The sequence below is a fragment of the Pseudomonas sp. LG1E9 genome (genome assembly GCF_003290225.1).
Lineage (GTDB): Bacteria > Pseudomonadota > Gammaproteobacteria > Pseudomonadales > Pseudomonadaceae > Aquipseudomonas > Aquipseudomonas cyclaminis.
In genome coordinates this window covers 6,043,009-6,066,233 of the sequence record NZ_CP029983.1, presented here as the reverse complement: position 1 = coordinate 6,066,233, position 23,225 = coordinate 6,043,009, and the positions used below count along the sequence as shown (strand labels likewise).

The 23,225-nt window shown below is 59.0% G+C and carries 19 protein-coding genes; 9 read left to right on the top strand and 10 right to left on the bottom strand.

What is annotated here, in order from left to right; all coding sequences use genetic code 11:
• Positions 1–82: 82 nt before the first annotated feature.
• Both DNK50_RS27775 and DNK50_RS27770 read right to left on the bottom strand, forming a co-directional pair.
• Entirely contained in the window at positions 83–1,207 is a 1,125-nt protein-coding gene (locus DNK50_RS27775; protein ID WP_112196803.1) for a methyltransferase, read from the bottom strand.
• 159 nt (positions 1,208–1,366) lie between these two features.
• Complete coding sequence (locus DNK50_RS27770) at positions 1,367–2,077, bottom strand: LuxR family transcriptional regulator (protein ID WP_112196802.1); 711 nt, start codon at positions 2,075–2,077, stop codon at positions 1,367–1,369.
• A gap of 381 nt (positions 2,078–2,458) precedes the next feature.
• Between DNK50_RS27770 and DNK50_RS27765 the strand changes: the two genes are divergently transcribed.
• Positions 2,459–3,235, top strand: coding sequence for a ferredoxin--NADP reductase (locus tag DNK50_RS27765; protein WP_112196801.1), 777 nt, complete (start codon positions 2,459–2,461; stop codon positions 3,233–3,235).
• Positions 3,236–3,282: 47 nt separating this feature from the next.
• Here DNK50_RS27765 and mscL read toward each other — a convergent pair whose 3' ends face one another.
• A complete protein-coding gene (gene mscL, locus DNK50_RS27760) occupies positions 3,283–3,702 on the bottom strand; it encodes a large-conductance mechanosensitive channel protein MscL (protein ID WP_099584743.1) in 420 nt (139 codons plus the stop codon).
• 286 nt (positions 3,703–3,988) lie between these two features.
• Here mscL and katB point away from each other — a divergent pair, with 286 nt between their 5' ends.
• Genes katB through radA form a run of 3 tightly spaced genes read left to right on the top strand, consistent with a single transcriptional unit; the run spans position 3,989 to position 7,528 of the window.
• Positions 3,989–5,530 (top strand): catalase KatB, encoded by a 1,542-nt coding sequence (gene katB, locus DNK50_RS27755; RefSeq protein ID WP_099584744.1) that lies wholly within the window; start codon positions 3,989–3,991, stop codon positions 5,528–5,530.
• A 55-nt stretch (positions 5,531–5,585) separates the two neighbouring features.
• Entirely contained in the window at positions 5,586–6,125 is a 540-nt protein-coding gene (locus tag DNK50_RS27750; RefSeq protein WP_112196800.1) for an ankyrin repeat domain-containing protein, read from the top strand.
• Positions 6,126–6,160: 35 nt separating this feature from the next.
• Positions 6,161–7,528: a DNA repair protein RadA gene (gene radA, locus DNK50_RS27745; protein ID WP_099584746.1), complete on the top strand. Its 1,368-nt coding sequence runs from the start codon at positions 6,161–6,163 to the stop codon at positions 7,526–7,528.
• 33 nt (positions 7,529–7,561) lie between these two features.
• Here radA and DNK50_RS27740 read toward each other — a convergent pair whose 3' ends face one another.
• Positions 7,562–7,930, bottom strand: a complete 369-nt coding sequence (locus DNK50_RS27740; protein ID WP_112196799.1) for a PilZ domain-containing protein — start codon at positions 7,928–7,930, stop codon at positions 7,562–7,564.
• Between the two features lie 174 nt (positions 7,931–8,104).
• Between DNK50_RS27740 and DNK50_RS27735 the strand changes: the two genes are divergently transcribed.
• The 3 genes from DNK50_RS27735 (at position 8,105) to yjiA (ending at position 11,481) form a co-directional block, all read left to right on the top strand.
• Positions 8,105–10,171: a carbon starvation CstA family protein gene (locus DNK50_RS27735; RefSeq protein ID WP_112196798.1), complete on the top strand. Its 2,067-nt coding sequence runs from the start codon at positions 8,105–8,107 to the stop codon at positions 10,169–10,171.
• Positions 10,172–10,186: 15 nt separating this feature from the next.
• Positions 10,187–10,384 (top strand): YbdD/YjiX family protein, encoded by a 198-nt coding sequence (locus DNK50_RS27730; RefSeq protein WP_003176208.1) that lies wholly within the window; start codon positions 10,187–10,189, stop codon positions 10,382–10,384.
• A gap of 137 nt (positions 10,385–10,521) precedes the next feature.
• Positions 10,522–11,481, top strand: a complete 960-nt coding sequence (gene yjiA, locus DNK50_RS27725; RefSeq protein ID WP_112196797.1) for a GTPase — start codon at positions 10,522–10,524, stop codon at positions 11,479–11,481.
• Between the two features lie 67 nt (positions 11,482–11,548).
• On the opposite strand, the gene glyA is transcribed toward yjiA, so the two are convergent.
• Together glyA and DNK50_RS27715 are read right to left on the bottom strand one after the other, a co-directional pair.
• Positions 11,549–12,802, bottom strand: coding sequence for a serine hydroxymethyltransferase (gene glyA, locus DNK50_RS27720; protein WP_053137906.1), 1,254 nt, complete (start codon positions 12,800–12,802; stop codon positions 11,549–11,551).
• 227 nt (positions 12,803–13,029) lie between these two features.
• Positions 13,030–16,881, bottom strand: a complete 3,852-nt coding sequence (locus DNK50_RS27715) for a bifunctional diguanylate cyclase/phosphodiesterase (RefSeq protein WP_112196796.1) — start codon at positions 16,879–16,881, stop codon at positions 13,030–13,032.
• A 285-nt stretch (positions 16,882–17,166) separates the two neighbouring features.
• Between DNK50_RS27715 and ettA the strand changes: the two genes are divergently transcribed.
• Positions 17,167–18,831 carry an energy-dependent translational throttle protein EttA gene (gene ettA, locus DNK50_RS27710; RefSeq protein WP_099584751.1) on the top strand — a complete coding sequence of 555 codons (1,665 nt, stop codon included), beginning with the start codon at positions 17,167–17,169 and terminating at the stop codon, positions 18,829–18,831.
• Positions 18,832–19,131: 300 nt separating this feature from the next.
• Entirely contained in the window at positions 19,132–20,469 is a 1,338-nt protein-coding gene (gdhA, locus tag DNK50_RS27705; RefSeq protein ID WP_112196795.1) for an NADP-specific glutamate dehydrogenase, read from the top strand.
• Here the strand turns inward: gdhA and DNK50_RS27700 are convergent.
• From DNK50_RS27700 to DNK50_RS27685, 4 genes are all read right to left on the bottom strand, one after another.
• Positions 20,466–20,963, bottom strand: a complete 498-nt coding sequence (locus tag DNK50_RS27700) for a GreA/GreB family elongation factor (protein ID WP_112196794.1) — start codon at positions 20,961–20,963, stop codon at positions 20,466–20,468. The genes gdhA and DNK50_RS27700 overlap by 4 nt on opposite strands.
• Before the next feature lie 70 nt (positions 20,964–21,033).
• On the bottom strand, positions 21,034–21,390 hold the full coding sequence (locus DNK50_RS27695) for a hypothetical protein (RefSeq protein WP_112196793.1): 357 nt from the start codon (positions 21,388–21,390) through the stop codon (positions 21,034–21,036).
• A gap of 223 nt (positions 21,391–21,613) precedes the next feature.
• On the bottom strand, positions 21,614–22,699 hold the full coding sequence (locus DNK50_RS27690) for a type I restriction endonuclease (protein ID WP_112196792.1): 1,086 nt from the start codon (positions 22,697–22,699) through the stop codon (positions 21,614–21,616).
• A 214-nt stretch (positions 22,700–22,913) separates the two neighbouring features.
• Positions 22,914–23,213 carry a chorismate mutase gene (locus DNK50_RS27685; RefSeq protein WP_112196791.1) on the bottom strand — a complete coding sequence of 100 codons (300 nt, stop codon included), beginning with the start codon at positions 23,211–23,213 and terminating at the stop codon, positions 22,914–22,916.
• Between the last annotated feature and the right edge of the window lie 12 nt (positions 23,214–23,225).

Here is a 23,225-nt window from a genome sequence, read left to right as displayed (position 1 = left end):
ATCCCGATCCGGGCCTTGCGGCCCGCTGCCTGCTGACTTGAGAGGCAAGCCCTGTTCTTCTTCTGGAAGGGCGGGGCTTTTTTTATTTGCGCGCTTTGAGGATGACGAATTTCGGGGTGGCGGCCACTTGCTCGACGCCTCGGAACAGCCGCGCCAATTTGCTGTGATAACCCAGGTGACGGTTGCCGACGATGTACAGCGCGCCGCCCACCACCAGCGCTTCCCGCGCTTGCTGGAACATGCGCCAGGCCAGGAAGTCACCAACCACTTGCTGTTGGTGGAACGGTGGGTTGCACAGCACCACATCCAGGGAATCGGGCTCCTGGCCGGCCAGGCCATCGGCGGCACGCACGGTCACCTTGCGCTCGCCGAGGGCGGCTTGCCAGTTCTCAAGGGCCGATTGCACGGCCATGTACGACTCGTCGACCAAGGTGTATTGCGCGTCGGGGTTTTGCAGCGCGCTGGCAATCGCCAGTACGCCGTTGCCGCAGCCCAGGTCCGCCACGCGTGCACTGCCCAAGCCTTTAGGCAGGTGCGGCAGGAAGGCGCGGGTGCCGATGTCCAGGCCTTCACGGCAGAACACGTTGGCGTGGTTGAGCAATTCGATAGCGGGTGTTTCAAGGTGATAGCGGGTGGGGTAGGGCGAGACCGCCGCAGGACGTTCTTGCGCAGTGGCAATCAGCAGTCGCGCCTTCTTGACCGCGAGGGAGGCCTGCATCGGCCCGATGTAACGCTCCAGCAACTCGCCGGCCGCACGGGGCAGGTGCTTGACCATTGCCCCCGCGATGACCTCGGCGCCCGGAGCGAGTTGGCCTTGCAGGCGAATCAGTTGTTCTTCCAGCAGTGCCAGGGTCTTGGGCACGCGGATCAGGACTCGGTCAAAAGGGCCGGTCGGCAGTTGGTTGGCAGGTACAAAAGTCACTGCATCAAACGCCTTGCCATTGCGCACCAGGTTTTTCTCCAGGCCTTGGGCGGCGAGAAACGAGTCGCCGCTGGAGGTCACCTGCACCCGGCTTTCAAGGCTGGCGGCCAGGGCACCGAAGCTGTCATTGAGCACCAGCACACGCGTCGCGGCGCTCGGCTGTTGTTCGGCCAGATGGCTGAGCAGGTACTCGTCGGCGGCATCAAAGGCTTGCAGCGGATCGTTGTGTTGCTCTGGCTGGCGGATCAGATCGAGCTGGGCGAAGGGGCTGTCGAGCAGGGGCATGGCGGGGGAGGCTCTGGGTAATCGGTGGGGTTCGGCAGTGATCTGCGCAACCATCTGAGTGAACAACGGGCGGCACCCTTGGGGGCTGCTCAGCACTCAGAATTGGCCGTAAATGTTACGTTTTTTCCACGGGGATTACATGGGGTGTTTCACGGTCGGTTAAAACAGCCCCGCTTTCGAGGCACAGAGCACGGCGGCGATCTTGTTGTTGACCCCCAGTTTTTTGAAGCAACTGCAGATATGAAAGCCCACCGTACGTTCGGACAGGCACAGGATGGCGGCAATGTCTGCGGCCGTCTTGCCCATGGCAGACCACTTGAGGATTTCGGTTTCGCGCGGAGTCAATTTGCTAGCAGGGTTGAGGCTGGGCCTGTCCGCGTAAGTCTGCGCCACGACTGCATGCATCGCATGGCACAGCCACAGGACCTGGCCGGCTTTTTCGTAGAGTTCTTCCGGAGTGACTTCACCGGTGCTGCGGCCCAGGGTCAGCATGCTGAACACGCCCTGGAAATCATGCACAGCTTGGGTCCAGCCCCGATGCACGCCAAACGATTGGGCCAGAGACCACAAGTTGGGTGAGTCTTTAAAGGTTTTTTCCTCCCAGACAAGCGGTAATACACAGCGTTTGCAATGTGTCACCACGGGATCAATTTCAAAGAAGTGGGCCTGGTTGTACAGCTTGTTCCATTCATCTGGATAGTTGTTGATTTGAATGGGCTTCGTTTGGTTGTTTGGTAGCTGTGAACTCATCGTAAAGGAACAGTATTGGAAGCCAAGTGCGTAGGTGTGATTGACGGCCATTTCGAAAAGACTGGTGGCCTCGCTCTCGCCTTGCAGCTTGGCAAGTCGTGTGTTGCGCCAGTTAACCATTGGTAACTCTCCATGGATTCTGTGTGACATGGGATACGTCCTGATTCCCAAAACTGCACGGAAGGAAGTGTAGGACAAGAGCTACAGCGCAAGAGGAAATTTTCGCTCTTGCATGACGGCGTTTAAGAAGTTTTCATCCATGGCCTTGAATGAGTCGGGTAACTGATTAGTTGGTTTTTTTCGATTTTTTAGTGAGTTAAAGCGCGTGTGCCAAATCAACTTAGAGTGTGCTTGCAGCCAGGGCAAAGGGCTTAATAGCTAATTGATTAGATAGCCATTAAATTGCCATTACTTGGTCGCTGGGCGATGCCACTACAAACCACCGGTGTTTCCGTGCGCGAGTTTGAGGGACACTAGGGCACCTGTAGAACGGAGCCCCCCATGACGGCCAGCGCTGAGAAATTTACCCGCCAGACCTTGCTCGATGTGCAATCGCTGACCCCCAGCCTGTTTACGCTGCGCACCACCCGTGATCCGGGGTTCCGTTTTACGGCAGGTCAGTTCGTGCGCCTGGGCGTGACCAAGGCGGATGGCAGCACGGTATGGCGCGCCTATTCGGTGGTCTCCTCGCCGTTTGACGAGCACCTCGATTTCTTCTCGATTGTCGTCCCCGGCGGCGAGTTCACCAGTGAGCTGAGCCGCCTGCGTGTGGGCGATACCCTGATGGTGGAGCGCCAGGCGACGGGGTTCTTGACCCTGAACCGGTTCGTCGATGGCCGTGACCTGTGGATGTTGGCGACGGGGACTGGGGTCGCGCCGTTTTTGTCGATCCTGCAGGACTTCGAAGTCTGGGAGAAATTTGAGCGGATCGTACTGGTGTACAGCGCGCGGGAGGCCAAGGAGCTGGCCTATCAGTCGCTGATCAAGGAGCTGGGTGAGCGCGAGTACCTCGCCGAGTACGCCCACAAACTGACCTACGTTCCCATCGTGACCCGCGAGCATTATCCGGGCGTATTGAGTGGGCGTATTACCACCTCGATTGAAAACGGTGAGCTGGAGCGCGCCGCCGGCGTCGAGCTGAGCCCGGAGCATTCGCGCGTGCTGATTTGCGGCAACCCGCAGATGGTCGACAACACCCGCCAGTTGCTCAAGCAGCGCGACATGCAACTGAGCCTGAGCCGCCGGCCAGGCCAGGTGGCGGTGGAAAACTACTGGTAATAAAAAAGGCGCCTCAAGCAGGCGCCTTTTTTCCAAGCGGGGCCAGGTTAGAGCTGCTTGTTGTCGTTCTGTGCCTTGAGCAGATCGCGGATCTCGCCCAGCAACAGCTCTTCCTTGGTTGGCGTCGGCGGCAGGCTCGGTGCTACGGCCTCTTCGCGCTTGAGGCGGTTGATGGCCTTTACGCCCATGAAGATCGCAAATGCGACGATCACGAAGTCGATTACGCTCTGGATAAACTTGCCGTAGGCCAGGACGACGGCGGGTACATCGCCTTGAGCCGCCTTGAGGGTGATCGCCAAGTCGCCAAAATCCACACCACCGATCAACAGGCCAATGGGCGGCATCACCACATCGCCTACAAACGAGGAAACAATTTTGCCGAAAGCGGCGCCGATGATAATACCGACGGCCATGTCGACCACATTACCTTTGACCGCGAAGGCCTTGAACTCACTGATCACGCCCATAGGTTATTCCTTGTTACAGATTAGAAGGGTGGAGCTGAGTGTAAGTCAGTCGTAGTGGGCTTGCGCGACACAACTACTAACACTGTCTGTTTTAATCGACACATTAAAACGCAAATAGTTTGCAAAGTGCCATCAATCGCGCGCGAAATACTCGCTGTTTCAGCGGCTTACCACATTAATTTCTTAATCGCCCTGGTGGGGTTTTTCTATTTATCTTCTGACTCCCGGGTCACTAGCCTCTGGCAAGCACAACTGAATGTGCATAAAAAAACCAGAGGAAACCTTGATGAAAATTTCGATGAGCCGCAGGCCAGTGCTGGCGCGACACGCGCTGGTGCTGGCGACTGCCAGCCTGCTTTCCCTGTCGGTGCAGGCCGCCAACCTGACCCGCGATAACGGCGCTGCCGTCGGTGACAACCAGAACTCGCAAACCGCTGGCGCCAATGGCCCGGTGCTGCTGCAAGATGTACAGCTGATCCAGAAGCTGCAGCGCTTCGACCGTGAACGCATCCCCGAGCGCGTGGTGCATGCCCGTGGCACAGGCGCCCACGGTACCTTCACCGTAACCGACAACCTCAGCGACCTGACCAAGGCCAAAGTCTTCGCCGCGGGTGAAGCCACCCCGGTATTTGTGCGCTTCTCGGCCGTGGTTCACGGCAACCACTCCCCGGAAACCCTGCGTGACCCCCGCGGTTTCGCCACCAAGTTCTACACCGCTGACGGTAACTGGGACCTGGTGGGCAATAACTTCCCCACGTTCTTCATCCGTGACGCCATCAAGTTCCCGGACATGGTGCACGCGTTCAAGCCGGACCCGCGCACCAACCTGGATGACGACTCCCGTCGCTTTGACTTCTTCTCCCATGTTCCAGAGGCCACGCGCACGCTGACCGAGTTGTACTCGGACTCCGGCACGCCAGCCAGTTACCGGGAAATGGACGGTAATGGCGTACATGCCTACAAGTTGATCAACGCCAAGGGCGAAGTGCACTACGTCAAGTTCCACTGGAAGAGCCTGCAAGGCATCAAGAACCTTGATCCCAAGCAAGTCACTGAAGTGCAGGGGCGTGATTACAGTCATATGACTAACGACTTGGTCACCCATATCAACAAGGGCGACTTCCCCAAGTGGGACCTGTATGTGCAAGTGCTCAAGCCCGAAGACTTGGCCAAGTTTGATTTCGACCCATTGGACGCCACCAAAATCTGGCCGGACGTGGCCGAGCGCAAAGTCGGGCAAATGGTGCTGAACCGCAATCCGGCGAACGTGTTCCAGGAGACCGAGCAAGTGGCCATGGCCCCGGCCAACCTGGTGCCGGGCATCGAACCGTCGGAAGACCGCCTGCTGCAAGGCCGGGTGTTCTCCTACGCCGATACCCAGATGTACCGCCTGGGCGCCAATGCGTTGCAACTGCCGATCAATGCCCCACGGGTCACCGTCAACAACGGTAACCAGGATGGCGCGATGAACTTCGGCAAGAGCACCAGCGGCGTGAACTACCAGCCAAGCCGCCTGATGCCACGGGAAGAGCCGCAAACCGCGCGCTATAGCCAGTCGGCGCTGGTGGGCAGCACCCAGCAGGCGAAGATCCAGCGTGAGCAGAACTTCAAGCAGGCCGGTGATCTGTATCGCTCCTACACCAAGAAAGAGCAGCAGGACTTGATCGACAACTTCGGCGGCTCCCTGGCCACTACCGATGACGAGAGCAAGCACATCATCCTGTCGTTCCTCTACAAAGCGGACCCGGCGTACGGCACGGGCGTGGCCAAGGTTGCCAAGGGTGACCTGACCCGCGTGAAGGCGCTGGCTGAAAAACTGACTGACTGACGTTGGTAACGGTCGACGCGCTGGTTGGGGCGTCGACCCTTGGCAGGAGAATCCCATGCGTATTTCTATCGGTTTACTGATGGCCATGCTGGCCTTTGTTGCCCATGCCGAATCCCCCGAGCCGGCAGCCCTCAAGGCCCAGTTGCAGGATTATTACTTCGACGCCGCCCGCCGTGGCGACCTCGATATGCTCAACACCTTTATCGACTCCGGCTACAGCCTCAACACCCAGGACGACAAGGGCTACACCGCGCTGATTCTCGCCGCCTACCACGGCCAGGGCCCGTTTGTGGCGCGCTTGCTCGATGCGGGTGCCGACGCCTGTGTGCAGGACAAACGTGGCAACACCGCGCTGATGGGCGCGATCTTCAAGGGCGAGCTGAAAATCGCCCAGCGCCTGCTGGCCACCGACTGCAACCCCGACCAACGCAACGGCGCCGGGCAGACGGCCGCCATGTATGCCGGCCTGTTCAAGCGCGTCGAGTTGCTGGATGAGTTGAAAGCCAAAGGCGCGGACCTCAACGCCGAAGACCCGATCGGCAACAGTGCGTCGCGATTGGCCAGCGGTGAAATCCGGACCCCGGCGCCGCGCTGAGCTATCATCGCGGTTTTTCGGTTGGAGGTTCTCAAATGGCAAAGGCCAAGCGCATGTACGGCTGCACCGAGTGCGGCGCGACCTTTCCCAAGTGGGCCGGCCAGTGCGGCGAATGCGGTGCGTGGAACACCCTGACTGAAACCATGATCGAGAGCGGCGGTGCTGCTGCGCCCACTGGTCGTGCGGGCTGGACCGGGCAGCAGGCACAGATCAAGACCCTGGCCGAAGTCAGTGTCGAAGAAATCCCGCGTTTCTCTACTGCCTCGGGCGAGCTGGACCGGGTGCTCGGCGGCGGCCTGGTGGACGGCTCGGTGGTGCTGATCGGCGGCGACCCCGGCATCGGCAAATCCACCATCCTGCTGCAAACCCTGTGCAGCATCGCCAGCCGCATGCCGGCGCTGTACGTCACCGGCGAAGAATCCCAGCAACAAGTGGCCATGCGCGCCCGGCGCCTTGGCTTGCCCCAGGATCAGTTGCGGGTCATGACCGAGACTTGCATCGAAAGCATTATCGCCACGGCCCGTATCGAAAAGCCCAAGGTGATGGTGATCGACTCGATCCAGACGATTTTCACCGAGCAACTGCAATCGGCGCCGGGCGGCGTGTCCCAGGTGCGCGAGAGCGCGGCGCTGCTGGTGCGGTATGCCAAGCAGAGCGGCACGGCGATTTTCCTGGTCGGCCACGTGACCAAAGAGGGGGCACTGGCGGGGCCGCGTGTGTTGGAGCATATGGTCGACACCGTGCTGTATTTCGAGGGCGAATCCGATGGCCGCCTGCGCTTGCTGCGAGCGGTGAAAAACCGGTTTGGCGCGGTGAATGAACTGGGTGTGTTCGCCATGACGGACCGGGGATTGAAAGAAGTCTCCAACCCATCGGCGATTTTTCTGACGCGCGCCCAGGAAGAAGTTCCTGGCAGCGTGGTGATGGCAACGTGGGAAGGCACTCGGCCAATGCTGGTGGAAGTCCAGGCGTTGGTGGATGACAGCCATCTGGCCAACCCGCGTCGGGTCACGCTGGGACTGGATCAGAACCGCCTGGCGATGTTGCTGGCGGTATTGCACCGCCATGGTGGCATTCCGACCCACGACCAGGACGTGTTCCTCAACGTAGTGGGCGGGGTCAAGGTGCTGGAGACTGCATCCGACCTGGCGTTGATGGCGGCGGTGATGTCCAGCCTGCGCAACCGGCCATTGCCTCACGACCTGTTGGTGTTTGGTGAAGTCGGCCTGTCTGGTGAAGTGCGCCCGGTGCCGAGCGGCCAGGAGCGCTTGAAGGAAGCGGCCAAGCATGGCTTCAAGCGCGCCATCGTGCCCAAGGGCAATGCGCCGAAGGAATCGCCGCCGGGGATCACGATTATTGGAGTCACGCGTTTGGAACAGGCGTTGGATGCGTTGTTCGAATAACCAGCACCGCCCCACATTTGATGTGTGGTGCTTTCAGGTTTCCAGCAGCGCCGCCAACTCCCGGTGGAGTTCTTCCTCGTCACCCACATTCAATTCGATCAGCCGCCGCAAGTGGCTGATCGAATCCAGGTCGATGTCCTTGCACTCAAATCCCAACTGATCATGATCTTCATGGGTCAGGCGTACGTGCATCTTTATATGGGCTTTTGGGTCCAGCCGTATGTCGACGTCGAACGGCAGCGCCTTGTTCCCTTTCCAGTCTTCGGGGCGCTGCACCAGCAGCCCCTTGAGCGATAAATCCACCAATTGCACTGGCCATTCGGTGCCGTTTTGCCGAAGTTCGGTCTTGGCATCAAAAGCAATCCGGCGAAAACGGCGGCGGTCAGACGCTTGCTCGGTCATGGTGAAACCCTCTGTGGATAAAAGGATTGTAGCCCTGCGCCATCATCGGGCGGTTTTTTCTGCTTTTTTCGTCGCTGCAAGGCTCTAGACCAACGTAGGGGGGTGGCCTTTAAGGCCAACAGCGCTAAACTCCGGATGGCTGTCCTTTCTGTCCACCCTGGCTGGAATATAAAAATGAAAAATAATAATAGCCTGCTACGCCACTTACCCTGGCTGGTGCTGGCAATCGTAGGAGCGTGCGCCCTTGGCGTAGTGGCCTTGCGCCGCGGCGAGGCGATCAACGCCTTGTGGATTGTGGTCGCGGCTGTGGCCATCTACCTGGTTGCTTATCGCTACTACAGCCTGTTCATCGCTAATAACGTGATGCAACTCGATCCACGGCGGGCCACCCCCGCAGTGATCAACAACGACGGTCTGGACTATGTGCCGACCAACAAACACATCCTTTTCGGTCACCACTTTGCGGCCATTGCCGGCGCGGGCCCTTTGGTCGGTCCAGTATTGGCTGCGCAAATGGGCTACCTGCCCGGCACGCTCTGGCTGATTGCCGGCGTGGTGCTGGCCGGTGCGGTGCAGGACTTCATGGTGCTGTTCCTGTCGACCCGTCGCAACGGCCGTTCCCTGGGGGACATGGTTCGCGAAGAGATGGGCCGTATTCCGGGGACCATCGCGCTGTTTGGCTGCTTCCTGATCATGATCATCATCCTTGCGGTGCTGGCGCTGATCGTGGTCAAGGCCCTGGCCGAGAGCCCATGGGGCATCTTCACCGTAATGGCGACCATCCCGATCGCGATGTTCATGGGCATCTACATGCGCTACATCCGCCCGGGCCGCATCGGCGAAATCTCGATCATCGGCGTGGCGTTGCTGCTGGGCTCGATCTGGCTGGGCGGGCAGATTGCTGCTGATCCGGTCTGGGCCAAGGCCTTCACCTTCACCGGGATCCAGATCACCTGGATGCTGATCGGCTATGGCTTCGTTGCCGCAGTCCTGCCGGTGTGGCTGATCCTGGCGCCGCGCGACTACCTGTCTACGTTCCTGAAAATCGGCACCATCATTGCCCTGGCAATCGGCATCCTGGTCACCATGCCAGACCTGAAAATGCCGGCGCTGACCCAGTTCATCGATGGCACCGGTCCGGTGTGGAAGGGCGGTCTGTTCCCGTTCCTGTTCATCACCATCGCCTGTGGCGCGGTTTCGGGTTTCCACGCGCTGATCTCCTCGGGCACCACGCCCAAGTTGTTGGCCAATGAAAGCCACGCCCGTTACATCGGTTACGGCGGCATGTTGATGGAATCGTTCGTGGCGATCATGGCCATGGTTGCGGCTTCGGTGATTGAGCCTGGCGTGTACTTCGCCATGAACAGCCCGGCAGCGATCGTCGGCACTGACGTGGTGACCGTCGCGCAAACCGTCAGCAGCTGGGGTTTTGCAATTACCCCTGAAGCGCTGTCGGCCGTGGCCCATGACATCGGTGAAACCACCATCCTGGCGCGTGCCGGCGGTGCACCGACGCTCGCGGTGGGTATCGCGCAGATCCTGCACAGTGTGTTGCCGGGTGAAAACACCATGGCGTTCTGGTACCACTTTGCAATCCTGTTCGAAGCGCTGTTCATCCTGACAGCGGTAGACGCCGGTACCCGTGCCGGTCGCTTCATGCTCCAGGATTTGCTCGGCTCCTTCGTACCGGCGCTCAAACGCACCGAGTCCTGGACCGCCAACCTGATCGCGACCGCCGGTTGCGTGGCGATGTGGGGTTACCTGTTGTACCAGGGCGTGATCGACCCACTGGGCGGTATCAACACCTTGTGGCCGCTGTTCGGTATCTCCAACCAGATGCTGGCGGGTATCGCGCTGATGCTGGCGACAGTCGTGCTGATCAAAATGAAACGCCAACGCTACATCTGGGTGACCATGCTGCCGGCTGTCTGGCTGCTGATCTGCACCACCACGGCGGGCTTCATCAAGCTCTTCGACGCCAACCCGGCGATTGGCTTCCTGGCGCTGGCCAAGAAATACAGTGATGCCCTGGCCAACGGCCAGATCCTGGCCCCGGCCAAGAGCATCGACCAGATGCAACACGTGATCTACAACGCCTACACCAACGCAACGCTGACGGTGTTGTTCCTGTTCGTGGTGTTCAGCATCCTGTTCTACGCGCTCAAGGTCGGTGTCGCCGCCTGGGGCAACAAAGAACGTACGGATAAAGAAGCCCCGTTCCAGGCTGTACCGGACGCATGATCGAGGATTGCAACCATGTTCAATGACATCAGTCGCCTCGGTAAATACCTCGGTCAGGCCGCGCGCCTGATGGTCGGCATGCCCGACTACGACACTTACGTCGAGCATATGCAAACCAAGCACCCGGACAAACCGATGATGGACTACAAGGCGTTCTTCCGAGAACGCCAGGAAGCACGTTACGGTGGCAAGGGTGGGCCCAAGTGCTGTTGATTTAATGTAACTCCCCTGTGGGAGGGGGCTTGCTCCCGATAGCGGTGTATCAGTGACACATCAGTGCCTGACACTCTGCTATCGGGGGCAAGCCCCCTCCCACATTTGTTTCAGTGTTTCTTCAAGGAGAATTTCTTTTGTCCTCTCCCATTCCAGTGACCGTCCTCAGCGGCTTCCTCGGCGCCGGCAAGACCACCTTGCTGCGCCATCTGCTCAAAGCCGAACACGGCCTGAAAATCGCCGTGATCGAAAACGAATTCAGTGACGCCGGTATCGACACCCAGCTTTTGGGCGAAGAGCCGGTGCAAGTCATGACCCTGTCCAACGGCTGTGTGTGCTGCACCATCCACACCGACCTGACCAAAGCCCTCTACCTGCTGCTGGAACGCCTGGACAGCGGCGAGATCGCCTTCGACCGCCTGGTGATCGAGTGCACCGGCCTGGCTGATCCGGCGCCGGTGGCCCAGACCTTCTTCATTGATGAAGAACTGCGCGAGCGCTACATCCTCGACGGCATCATCACCTTGGTGGACGCGGCCCACGCCGAGCATCACCTGACCCAGACCATCGCCCAGGCCCAGATCGGTTTTGCCGACCGCCTGCTGGTGAGCAAACGTGATCTGGTGGACGACGCCACCTTTGATGCCCTCAGCGAACGCCTCACCCGCATCAACCGCCGAGCGCCGATTCGCGTGGTGGAACACGGCAAGATCGACCTGGCGCAATTGCTCGACGTGCGCGGTTTCAACCTCAACGCAGGCATGAGCCTGCGCCCAGTGAGCAAGGCGCCGTCCATCGACCGCATCTCCAGCCTGGTGCTGCGCACCGACCAGCCACTGGACATCGACCGCCTCAGCGAGTTTATGAATGAGCTGTTGGAAGACCATGGCAAGCAACTGCTGCGCTACAAGGGCGTGCTGAACATCGCCGGGGAAGACCGGCGCATGGTGTTTCAGGGCGTGCTGAAGCTCTACGGCTTCGATTGGGACACCGAGTGGGCCGAAGGCGAGGCGCGGGAAAGTGTGATTGTGTTTATTGCCGATGACCTGCCGGAGGACAAGATCCGCGAAGGTTTTGCTCGGATCTACCATCTGTGACCTGAAATGAGATCAGGCATAAAAAAGCCCGGCTCAAGAGCCGGGCTTCTTATTCAAGCAACTGCAATCAAGCGCCGTATACCGGCAGCTTCTTGCAGATGGCCTTGACCTTCTCACGGACCGCGTCGATCACGGCTTCGTTGTTCAGGTCGGCCAGGATGTCGCAGATCCAGCCAGCCAGTTCCTTGCACTCTGCTTCTTTAAAGCCACGAGTGGTCACAGCCGGGGTGCCGAAGCGCAGGCCCGAGGTGACGAACGGCGAACGTGGGTCGTTCGGTACGGAGTTTTTGTTCACGGTAATGAAGGCTTTGCCCAAGGCAGCGTCAGCATCTTTACCGGAAATGTCCTGCTTGATCAGCGACAGCAGGAACAGGTGGTTTTCAGTACCGCCGGACACTACATCAAAGCCGCGCTCGATGAACACGCTGGCCATGGTCTGGGCGTTCTTGACCACTTGTTGCTGGTAGGTCTTGAACTCAGGCTGCAGCGCTTCCTTGAAGCAGATCGCTTTGGCGGCGATCACGTGCTCCAGCGGGCCGCCCTGGGCGCCTGGGAAAACGGCGGAGTTCAGCTTCTTCTCGATCTCGGCGTTGGCGCGAGCCAGGATCAGGCCGCCACGTGGACCGCGCAGGGTCTTGTGGGTGGTGGTGGTGACCACGTCAGCGAAGGGAACCGGGTTCGGGTAGACGCCAGCGGCGACCAGGCCAGCCACGTGAGCCATGTCCACGAACAGGTAAGCGCCCACTTTGTCGGCGATGGCGCGGAAACGTGGGAAGTCCAGGATCTGCGAGTAGGCAGAGAAACCGGCCACGATCATTTTTGGCTTGTGTTCAACCGCCAGGCGCTCGACTTCGTCGTAGTCGATCAGGCCGTTGGCATCGATACCGTATTGAACGGCGTTGTACAGCTTGCCGGAGGAGGAAACGCTGGCGCCGTGGGTCAGGTGACCGCCGTGGGCCAGGCTCATGCCCAGGATGGTGTCGCCGCCTTGCAGCAGGGCCAGGTACACGGCGCTGTTGGCTTGGGAACCGGCGTGCGGCTGGACGTTGGCGTAATCGGCGCCGAACAGCTCTTTTGCACGGTCGATGGCCAACTGCTCAACCACGTCGACGTACTCGCAACCGCCGTAGTAACGCTTGCCTGGGTAGCCTTCGGCGTACTTGTTGGTCAGAACCGAACCTTGAGCCTCCATGACCGCAGGGCTGGTGTAGTTTTCCGAAGCGATCAGCTCAATGTGCTCTTCCTGGCGCACGGCTTCTTGCTCCATGGCGGCGAAGAGATCGGCGTCGTACTTGGCAATGGTCAAATCACGGCTGAACATGGCGGTCCTCAAGGATCGGGGGCAGAAAAGGAGGGCATTCTAACCCAATGGGTTTTAGATGGCATATGAAAGGACATCATGTCGCGGACAAGCGGGATTCACTTGGGCATGAGTGGTGGCTTTGGAGGCCTCATCGGGGCAAGCCCCCCCACACTTGAATGTGTTCACAGATCAAAATGTGGGAGGGGGCTTGCCCCCGATGGGGCCAGTAGCCTCACCACCTGATCTCAATCAAACATGAACAGCGCATCATTACTGAACTGCACCTCAAACCGATTCGCCGGCATCGGCCGTCCGAACAGATAACCCTGCACCTCATCGCAGCCATGCTCGCGCAGGAAGTCCAGTTGCTCATGGGTTTCCACGCCCTCGGCGATTACCGCCAGGTTGAGGCTGTGGGCCATGGCAATAATCGCCCGGGCGATCTGCGCGTCCTGCTCTCCGGACGGCAGGCCGTCGACAAAGGTGCGGTCGATCTTCAACACATCGATAGGGAATTGCTTGAGGTAGTTGAGCGAGGAATAGCCCGTGCCGAAATCGTCCACCGCGATACTCAGGCCCAGGTTTTTCAGGCTGTCGAGGATGTGCAGGGCTTCGTTGACTTCGCGCATCAGGATGCTTTCGGTCAGCTCCAGCTCCAGGCACGCCGGCGGCAGGCCGGTGTCCTTGAGGATCGTGGCAATGCGGGTGCCCAGTTGGCCGTCGGAGAACTGCCGCGCCGAGATGTTCACCGAGACTTTTGGCACGCGCACCTTGTTCTGGTGCCAGGTCTTGAGCTGGCGACAGGCTTCGCTGATCACCCAATCACCCACATCCACCACCAGGCCCAACTCTTCCAGCACCGGAATGAAGTCCCCTGGCGGCACCAGCCCGCGACGCGGATGGCGCCAGCGCAGCAGGGCTTCGGCGCCGGTCAGGCGTTTGCCATCGCCGCTGAACTGCGGCTGGTAATACAGCACGAATTCGTTCTGTTCCAGGGCGTGGCGCAGGTCGCTTTCCAGCTCCAGGCGTTCCAGGGCGCTGGCGTTCATGTCGGCCTGGTAGAACTGGAAGTTGTTCTTGCCACGTTCCTTGGCGTGATACATCGCCGTGTCGGCGTTTTTCATCAGTTGGCTCAGCTCGTTACCGTCCTGCGGGCTGAGGGCGATGCCGATACTGGCGGTCACAAAAAACTCGCGACCCTCCAGTACAAAGGGTTTCACCAGGCTGGCAAGGATCTGCTCGGCCACGTGAATCGCACGGTTCAGCGCCATCTCACGGCTGACCCGTGGTTGCAGGAGCAAGGTGAACTCATCACCGCCCATGCGCGCCACGGTGTCGTCTTCGGCCACGCAGCCGAGCAGGCGGGTGGCCATTTCCTTGAGCATGCGGTCGCCAGCGGCGTGGCCGAGGGAGTCGTTGATCGGCTTGAAGCGGTCCAGATCGAGGAACATCAGCACCACCCACGACTTCTGCCGCTCCGCCGACTGCAACGCAGTGTGCAGGCGGTCCTGGAACAGCGTGCGGTTGGGCAGGTGGGTCAGGGCATCGTAATAGGCCAGGCGGTGGATGCGCTGTTCGCTGGCCTTGCGCTCGCTGATATCACTGAAGAAGCACACGTAGCTGGCCAGGTCGCCTTCGTCGTCGAACACGGCGGTAATGCCGACCCACGCCGGGTAATGTTCGCCGTTGCGGCGCTTGAGCCACACTTCGCCTTCCCACGTGCTGTGCTGGTGCAGTTGCTTGAGCACGTAGCGCAGGTGGGCTTCCTGCTGTTCATCGACGGTGAGCATGTTCGGCAACTGGTCGAGTACATCCGCGACGGCATACCCGCTGACCCGGCTGAACGCCTCGTTAGCCTGCACGATATAGCCCGCCGGGTCGGTGATCAGGATCGCCGAGGTGGAGTGCTCGAATACCGTGGCCGCCATGCGCAGGTCTTTCTCGGCGCGGCGTTGTTGGCTGATATCGCGGCCGACGCCGAGAATGCCTTCGAAGGCGCCATGCTCGTCCCACACCAGGACCAGGCGCAGCTCGATCGGCACCTTACGGCCGTCGGCGCGCAGGCAGTCAAACAGGAACAGCTGGGTCTGCACTTCATCGCGCAGCTTGTTCAGCACCTCGACGTCACCCAGTGCGCGGCTGACCTGTTCCACCAGGCTGTAGATACCGGCCAATTGCGCCGGATTGGCGATGATCGACTGCCAGCCGTTCTTGAACACCCAGTCCACGTCGTACCCGAGCACCGCGCTGACCGATGGGCTGATGTAGTTGAGGGCCAGTTTGCTGTCTGTGGAGCAGATCACGTCACTGATGCTTTCGGCCAGCATGCGGTAGCGTTTTTCGCTGTCGCGCAGGGATTCGCTGGCTTCGATCTGGTCGGTAATGTCCTTGGCCACGCCGATGATACGGGTGACCTGGCTGGTTTTATCGCGGGCCAGGGCCTGCTCACGAATGTCAAAGCGCCGCCATTGGTTGTTGCGATGGCGGAAACGCAATTGGCAATGCAACTGCGTTGCGTAGCCGGCCTGGCGTTGCTGCAGGCGCAAGTCGTGGTAATGCTCGGCGTCGTCGGGGTGCAGCAGGATTTCCCAGAAGTACTCGCCCATTTGCTGCAGTTCGGCCTTTGTGTAGCCGAGGGTGTGGCCCAGGTGATGGTTGCTGAAGATCATGCGCTGGCTGATCACGTCCTGCACATACAGATGATCAGGCACCGTGCGCACCACGTCCGACCAGAAACTCTCACGCTCCACCAGCGACAGCTCGATCAGCTTGCGGCTGGTGATGTCGCTGATACTGAGGATCACCGCCTTGAAATCGTCCTTCTGCTCCGGCAGGCGCATCACCAGCCACAGGTATTGCTCGTTACCAGCCACATCGTTGAGCTGGATTTCCAGTTCAAGCTGGTTCTGCTGGGTCAGCACGGCTTCGAGTATCTGATGGCCAATGGACGTGCTGTTGCTTGGGCAGTCATCGATCAGCCGTTCCCAAGCCTCCTCGCACGAGTCCACGTTCAGCAGGCGCACCGCTACCTGGTTGATCTCGGTGATGCGCAGCTCGGCGAGCAACTGCCTGCTTTCTTCAGGCTTGTGTTGCAGCCAGGCGTGCAATTGCTCGCGGGTCTGCACGTGCGTCCTGGCAAAAAACGCATTCAGGCCTGACAGGTCAAGCACGCACAAGGCCACGCCGGTGCCTTCGAAAATATCCTGATAACGCCGCCGGCCTTCATGCACCTGGCGCTGACGGCGACGCATATTCAGCAGCACGATCACCGGGATCAACGAGAACGCCAGGCCCAGCAGGCATTTGCCGATAAACGCCGGCAGCAGTTGTTCCAGCACAGCGGCGCGGTCGAACATGCCACGCAACTGCCAGTCGCTTTTGCTCAGCGGCGTGACCAGTACGCTTTTATTCAAGTCATCCGGGGTCAGGGCGCCGGACCATTGCGCCGGCGAGCCATTGTCACGGCTGACCACGCGGTGGTTCAGGCGGTTTTCGATGGCCCACATCGGGCGCGCACCTTGGCTGTCCTGGCGGGTGAGGTTAACCAGGTAACCGGGCGCCAGGCGCAGCGCCCAGTACATCCTTGAATCGCCGCTGGGCTGGTGCAGCAGCAGGTAGATGATGGTGCCGTCGTTGTTGTTGCTCAGGTAATAGGACTGGCCGTGACTGCGTTGCACCAATTCTTCCAGCCAGGCGCTGTCCTCGCTGTCATTGGCGCTGTCGCTGATCATCGTGCCGCTGGGGGCCAGCAGGGCGAAACTGCGCAGCTCCGGCAGGGAACGCTGCAAGGTGCGCATCAAGGCCTGTTGCTGTTCGCTGTCGCGGGGCGGTTCGACGATCGGTAGCAGGTTGAGAGCAATTTTTGCGCTCAGGGCCATGTTCAGGCTGAACTCTTCAGCCAGGTCGGCGCTGTAGTCGATGGTGTATTGCTGCTGGTTTTTCTGGTTTTGCTGCAACTGGTCCAGCAGTTGCCAGAACAATAACGCGAGCAGCATGAGGACGAGCGTCGCCAATGCGCCTTTAAGGGTGCCGTGCAGGGGCGCTCCCGGCGCTATATGAGCGGCGCGTAAAGGCGTTGGCGGCGTGACTTTGGACAAGCTGTGATCCTGCGGTTTGGCTGGATTGGCGCGCGACGTGCACTATAAGCCGGACGCCCGGAGGGCGGCTAGCATGCCTTGACTTGTGGCAAAGTGCCAGCCCCGCTTGGCTGGACTGACCAAGCGCATTCAGGTAGCTTTGCCGGTTACGCGGGGGCGTTCCAGCCCCAGAGACTCAGGCTTTTTCCGCTCGCTGGCATTGATGATAGTCAACGGCCCGCGCGGCGCATGGCCTGGCACGGGCTTCGCCCGCTTAATTCATCAGTCACTGACGCTAGGTTCACCATGGCTCAATACGTCTTCACCATGCATCGGCTGGGAAAAGTTGTTCCGCCGAAGCGGGAAATCCTGAAAAACATTTCGCTGTCCTTCTTCCCCGGCGCCAAGATCGGCGTGCTCGGCCTGAACGGTTCGGGTAAGTCCACGTTGCTGAAAATCATGGCTGGCGTCGACACCGAGTTCGAAGGCGAAGCCCGCCCGATGCCGGAACTGAACATCGGTTACCTGCCGCAAGAGCCAATCCTCGATCCGACCAAAACCGTGCGCGAAGTGGTCGAAGAAGCCGTCGCCGTGATCAAGAACGCCCAGGCGCGCCTGGACGAGGTCTACGCGGCTTACGCTGAAGAAGACGCCGACTTCGACAAACTCGCCGCCGAACAGGCCAAGCTCGAAGCCATCCTGCAGGCCGGCGACGGTCACAACCTGGAGCGCCAGCTGGAAGTCGCCGCCGATGCGCTGCGCCTGCCGGCGTGGGACGCCAAGGTCGAATTCCTGTCCGGTGGTGAAAAACGTCGCGTGGCCTTGTGCCGCCTGCTGCTGTCGGCCCCCGACATGCTGCTGCTCGATGAACCCACCAACCACTTGGACGCCGATTCCGTCGCCTGGTTGGAACACTTCCTTCACGATTTCCCGGGCACCGTGGTTGCGATCACGCACGACCGGTACTTCCTGGACAACGTCGCAGGCTGGATCCTGGAGCTCGACCGCGGCGCCGGCATCCCTTACGAGGGCAACTACTCCGGTTGGCTGGAAGCCAAGTCCGACCGTCTGGCCGCCGAATCCAAGCAGCAATCGGCCCACGAAAAAGCCATGAAGGAAGAACTGGAGTGGGTGCGCAAAGGCGCCAAGGCCCGCCAGTCCAAATCCAAGGCGCGTCTGCAACGCTTTGAAGAAATGCAGTCGCAGGAATTCCAGAAGCGCAGTGAAACCAACGAGATCTACATCCCGGCCGGTCCACGCCTGGGTGACAAGGTCATCGAGTTCAAGAACGTTTCCAAAGGCTATGGCGACCGCGTGCTGATCGACAATCTGTCGTTCTCCATGCCAAAAGGCGCGATCGTCGGCGTAATTGGTGGTAACGGCGCGGGTAAATCCACGCTGTTCCGCATGCTGATGGGCAAGGAAACGCCGGATTCGGGCACCATCGAAGTCGGCGAAACCGTGCAACTGGCCTGTGTGGACCAGAGCCGTGATGACCTGGATGGCAGCAAGACGGTGTTCCAGCAGATTTCCGACGGCTCCGACCAGATCCGCATCGGCAACTATGAAATCCCGTCGCGCACCTACGTCGGTCGTTTCAACTTCAAGGGCGGCGACCAGCAGAAGTTCGTCAAGGACCTGTCCGGTGGTGAGCGTGGCCGCTTGCACCTGGCCCTGACCCTGAAAGAGGGCGGCAACGTGTTGCTGCTCGACGAACCGTCCAACGACCTCGACGTAGAAACCCTGCGTTCCCTGGAAGAAGCCCTGCTGGACTTCCCGGGCGCCGCCATTGTGATCTCTCACGATCGGTGGTTCCTTGACCGCGTCGCGACCCACATCCTGGCGTACGAAGACGACTCGCAAGCCGTGTTCTTCGAAGGCAACTACACCGAGTACGAAGCCGACCGTAAAAAGCGCTTGGGCGACGCTGCTGCCCAGCCGCACCGTGTACGCCACAAAAAACTCGCCTGATCCGGCGGGTTTGAAAAAAAGCGGAGCCCTCGGGCTCCGCTTTTTTTTGCGCATTTTTCCTGACCCACACCGATCAAATATGGGAAGGGGCTTGCCCCCGATAGCCATTTATCTGTTGGTGCATGTGCGTGATTTGAAATCCCCTTTTAAGTGCATAAAACACGGTAAAACTGGATACAGTTATATCCAATGCACCATTTAAATTCACAAAGGCGACATTTTGCCCTGTCGCAGTGCGACATGAATTGATAAAGTCCGGCCCAATCTCCCTTAAAAACAATCAATTTGCCGAGACTTTTCATGATCGAATCCGTCGAATCCTTCCTTGCCCGCCTGAAAAAACGCGACCCAGACCAGCCAGAATTTCACCAGGCTGTAGAGGAAGTCCTACGCAGTCTGTGGCCGTTTCTTGAAGCCAATCCTCACTATCTGAACTCGGGCATCCTGGAACGCATCTGCGAGCCGGAGCGTGCAATTACCTTCCGGGTGTCATGGGTCGATGATCACGGCAAGGTCCAGGTCAATCGCGGTTTCCGTATCCAGATGAACAGCGCCATCGGCCCTTACAAAGGCGGCCTGCGCTTCCATCCGTCGGTCAACCTGGGGGTGCTGAAATTCCTCGCCTTCGAACAGACCTTCAAGAATTCCCTGACTTCGCTGCCCATGGGCGGCGGTAAGGGCGGCTCGGACTTTGATCCAAAAGGTAAGAGCGACGCAGAAGTCATGCGCTTCTGCCAGGCATTCATGAGCGAGCTGTACCGCCATATCGGCGCGGATGTGGATGTGCCGGCTGGCGATATCGGCGTAGGCGCCCGTGAGATCGGTTTCCTGCTTGGCCAGTACAAGCGCCTGAGCAACCAGTTCACCTCCGTGTTGACCGGCAAGGGCATGACCTACGGCGGCAGCCTGATCCGCCCGGAAGCCACCGGTTTTGGCTGTGTGTACTTCGCTGAAGAAATGCTCAAGCGCGACGGCCAACGGGTTGAAGGCAAGCGCGTGGCGGTGTCCGGCTCCGGCAACGTGGCGCAATACGCGGCACGTAAAGTCATGGATCTGGGCGGCAAGGTGGTCTCCCTGTCCGACTCCGAGGGCACCCTGTACGCCGAAAGCGGTTTGACCGAAGAGCAATGGTCAGCCCTGTTGGAGCTGAAAAACGTTCAGCGCGGCCGCATCAGCGAATTGGCCGAGCGTTTCGGCCTGGAGTTCCGCAAGGGCCAGACGCCTTGGGAGCTGGCCTGCGATATCGCCCTGCCATGCGCCACCCAGAACGAACTGGACGCCGCAGCCGCCCGCACCTTGCTGCGCAACGGCTGCATCTGCGTGGCCGAAGGCGCCAACATGCCGACCACGCTTGAGGCGGTGGATATCTTTATCGAGGCAGGCATTCTGTTTGCACCGGGCAAGGCATCCAATGCCGGTGGCGTAGCGGTGAGTGGCCTGGAGATGTCGCAGAACGCCATGCGCCTGCTGTGGACCGCCGGTGAGGTGGACAGCAAGCTGCACAACATCATGCAGTCGATCCACCACGCGTGTGTGCACTACGGCGAAGAAAACGGCCGGATCAACTACGTGAAGGGCGCGAACATCGCCGGCTTCGTGAAAGTCGCCGACGCGATGCTGGCCCAAGGCATCGTCTAAGTCTCGGCTTCGATACGCAGCACCTCGATCAACTGATCGCCGACGGGGCGCTGCCACAGCACCTCGTCGCCGATCTGGGCGCCCAGCAATGCGCGACCCAGAGGTGAACCCCAGTTGATCAGGCCTGCGGTCGCGTCGGCCTGGTCTTCACCGACTAACTGGATGCGCTGCTGCTCGTCCTGTTCATTGGCGAACGTGACCCAACTGCCGATCTGTACCTTGTCGGTGGAAGTGGCTGACGCCACCACTTGGGCGCTCTGCACCCGCTGGCTGAAATAGCGCAAATCCCGCTCAAGATCGGCCTGGCGCTGCTTATCGGCCTGTTCGCCCTTGGCGGACTCGGCGCTGTATTCGGCCTGTAGTTGCGCAACCTTGGCCTGTAACTGCACCAACCCATGCGCGGTCACGTGATTGGGCTGCTCGCTGACCTGCCGCTCCACCGGCTGATCAGCCTGGGCGGCGGCGCTGTCTTCATTCACAAAAGCTCGGCTCATGGTGTTCTCCCTCTATGAAGCTTGGGCCATGGTCGCCGTGCTTTAGTTTCGATGGATGTCTGAACGCGACCTATTGCGAGCGATAGGCCCTGGCGGCATCGCGATCCTTTTCCTGCTGCCAGGCGCGCTCACGGTCGTCCCAGTGATTGTCCTTGTAGTCGCGCAGTTCTTCGTTCTCGCGCATGGCCTTGCACTGGCGAAAACCGTCTTCCCAGCCTTCGGCGTACTCCCGGTCTTTCAGATAGCGTGGCACGTTCTTGCGAAATGTCCCCGTGATCACCCCGGCCGCTTGGCGACCGCTGCTGCAGCCGTCGTCAAAGCCATCGGCAAAAGCCGGTGGATAGCCTTTGGCCAACAACTCCTGGTGAGTCGATTGACAACCCGCCAGCCACGCCATCGCACACAGCATTACCGCATACCGCCACATGGCTTACTCCCTGGCCGTTTCACGGCTGATAGGGGAAGTCTAGAAGGGGATTCGTCGGGGGGATGTGAAAGGCGTGTGAGAAATCTGTAGACCGCTATGGGCTGCGCAGCAGCCCCAATACAGGCAATGGAGATTATCCAGAAAGAGTGCGGTGCCTGGTTTCGGGGCTGCTGCGCAGCCCAACGGGAGCAAGCTCCCTCGCCACAGGGGATATCGTCCGCCCCTAGTCGTAATAACCCACGGTCTTTTTCAATTGATCCGCATACTCGTAAATCTCATCAATGGACGAAATCGCATGTCGGGTTTCATTTTTTTCCTCGTCGAATATCCCGAGGTACTTCTGACTGCGGTTGAAGTGGAGGCGACAAATCGGCTTGCGATTGTTGTCGTCCAGCAAAATTCCAAAATAGCTTTGAGTATCTCGCTGAACAATTCGCTTGGCATCTACCACCGATCTCACAACTGCCCTGACGATGTGATAACCCTCTAACTCTTCAAGTGTCGTCAGGATCTTGTCTTCTGATTCATCGCGGTCCTGCGTATCAGAATTCGCGCTGTTTGCCACTGGCATCGAGGCGATAGTCGGTTGAATTACGCCGCTCATGGCTGACTTGAGTCGATCATTGATTTGATCATTCAGGAATTGTGCTAGCGCTTTTCGAGTCAGTTCAAAAAACTGTTCACGCACTTTCTGCGTGATGACGCCGTCATAAACGCGGGATGCAAAAAATTTCACGAATTCGTCTTCGGGTTTACTGACCTGAGCGCCGATAATTTTCTTGAGTTGGCTGACGTACTTCAGCTCTCCTGCAGCATTGATGATCGAATCTACGTCGAAAGCCGACTTAGTAAGCTTGATCAATTCAGGCACGGAATATTCGTCAATGTCCAGCAAGTCTAGTTCCAGGAATGGCTTTTCGTCCATTTTGTTGGGGGCGTCCAGGTCGGTAAAAAACCTGTAGACCTGGCCGTTTGTGAGAATGGAGATTCTCGCGCTTGTCACATGGAAGTATCGAAAAAGCTGAGAGGCGTGATTAATGCTCAGTGACTCACCGATTTTTTTGCATTCGATGAGAATTTGAACCTCACCGTTTTTCATGATTGCGTAGTCGATCTTTTCGCCTTTTTTAGTCCCCACATCGCATACGAACTCAGGCGTCACTTCCTGGGGATCAAACACGTCATAACCCAGGACAGTGTTTATGAAAGGCATTACGAAAGCATTTTTTGTAGCTTCTTCCGTTTGAATGGCAGGGCCTTGTAACCGAACTTTTGCTGCCAGACTGGTAAGCTTTTCAAAAAAATCCATAGTCAGCCTCTACCTATTCAGATCCGTGGATAGACTTGGTGGCAATTTGATTGCTATCCGAGACTAGCCACAAATTCTCATAAAGCGAGGGCAGTAAAAGCAAGTTGGTATAAATTAGAAAAAGCTAAAAAATAGGCTGAGGTTTCCTGCTTATTAATCAGTGGCTTGAAGATGCCTAAAGGATTTCTATATCAGCGAATAAATTTGCCAATTTTTACCCCACTCGACCGCGTGCCGCATGCTCAGCCAACTCTTGCTGGATAAACGCCGCAATCATTGCGCGATAGACCTGCTCGGTGACTTCTGGATTGGCGCCCAGCGTGTGCGCCAAGCCCCGCACCTTGGCGATCACCTGTTCAACCCGTTGTGGTGCCTTGACCGCATCTGCATCCTTTTTAAAGCGGGCTGCCTGGGATACGTAGGCGCCACGTTCAGCCAGTAGGCTGACAATTTGCTGGTCGAGGCGGTCGATGTTGTCACGGACTTCTTCGAGAGTGTTGCAGTTAACTGCCATGTTGATTGGAAC